Origin of the sequence: Pseudomonas sp. PS01270, assembly GCF_029959775.1 — a bacterium.
Lineage (GTDB): Bacteria > Pseudomonadota > Gammaproteobacteria > Pseudomonadales > Pseudomonadaceae > Aquipseudomonas > Aquipseudomonas atacamensis.
Genome location: NZ_JASCPT010000266.1, coordinates 1 through 1390, shown reverse-complemented (window position 1 = coordinate 1390; position 1390 = coordinate 1). Strand labels below are relative to the sequence as shown.

Here is a 1390-nt window from a genome sequence, read left to right as displayed (position 1 = left end):
GCACCGACAGCGGACGCGGGCCGGGGCCGGTCATGAAGACCCCCGGCCACGGCAAGCCGCGCTCGTTCAGCGCCGCCTGCAATTGCAGGCCTGTGGTTTCGGGCAGGCTGACGTCGAGCAGCAGGCACGCCGCGCCGCTGGCGATGTCGGCCTCGAGCAGTTCTTCGGCGGACTGGAAAATCCGGTGCTCGATGCCTTCGGCGCGCAACAAGCGGCTCAATGCGCTGCGCACGCAGGCCTCATCGTCAACGATGAACACCGGCACCGATTGCGTATCGACCAACGGCGGCTGCGCCACCATCGGCGCCGAGGCCAGGGCGTTGAACACGGGCAGTTTGGGTTCGCGGTCTTTCAATAATCGGTAACCTCGACGGGCAACCGTCTGGATGATTTCTTTTTCCCCGAGCAGTTTGCGCAGCGAGGAAATCTGCACTTGCAGATTGTTCTCTTCGACGACGATGTCCGGCCATACCTGATTGATCAGCTCGTCCTTGCTGACGATGCGCCCATCGGCCTGCATCAGTACCGAAAGTATTTCGAACGCCCGCCCGCCCATGCGCAAGGGCCGGCCATCGAGAAAGGCTTCGCGCCGTTCCAAAGAAATCGTGGCTTGGCCGAGTCGGATCATGCGGGCCTCTGCGTTGCGGTGAGAAGGACAGGGCGCGGGCGCCGGGTTATCAGGTTCGTACGCTAGGGGACGGCCTGGCATAAAGCAATTATCCCGAGGGATAAGACGTGCGCTTCTATAACACAAGAAACAGCGGCGCAAGGCTCTGGACGGCCATCTTGAGGCTGCAGACGGACATCAGCGCAGCGGCTGGCCCTCTGGCAAAAAAACGCTGGGTATACTTCGCCACCAGCCTGAATCCCATTTCCAGCGGTGAATGCGTATGCCCGGCCAGCCATCTTCATCTGCAATTTCCCGCGCGGCCGATGCGCCGATGCTCGATGAAGCATGGCTGGAGAACTGTCGGTTCAGTCTGCTGCGCCGTGACCATGAACTGACCTGGTTCAGCCTTCAAGACAGCCACTCGGGCCAGAGCTGGTTCGCTGTGCGTGCGCCGATCCAGCGTCCGGCGCTGTGCCAGCGGCTGGAGCGCGATTTCCATTTGCAGTTGCCTTCGCAGTGGGCGCTCAACCCGCTCGCGCTGATTCGCTCGGCGGACGGGCCGGTGTTGGTCTACCCGCAATGGGGCGCGCCGCTGGCTGGACTGATCGACGCCGCCGGCTTACCACTCGGACGGGTGTTGAATATCGCCGTCGCCGCCGCCAATGCGCTGGTCCACTCTCGCCATCCGGAATCACCGCAAAACCCTGTGGGAGCGAGCCTGCTCGCGAAAGCGTCATTCCGGCCGACATCACCCTTGACTGACCCACCACTTTCGCGAGC

Annotated in this window: 2 protein-coding genes; one reads left to right on the top strand and one right to left on the bottom strand. The window is 62.8% G+C overall.

Features of this window, described 5'->3' with window-relative positions; all coding sequences use genetic code 11:
* On the bottom strand, window positions 1–628 hold a 628-nt coding region (locus QMX86_RS28060; RefSeq protein ID WP_282390434.1), incomplete at its 3' end, for a winged helix-turn-helix domain-containing protein.
* Window positions 629–890: 262 nt separating this feature from the next.
* On the opposite strand from QMX86_RS28060, the gene QMX86_RS28055 reads away from it, so the two are divergent.
* A partial coding sequence (locus tag QMX86_RS28055; RefSeq protein WP_282390433.1) for a hypothetical protein occupies window positions 891–1390 on the top strand: 500 nt, incomplete at its 3' end.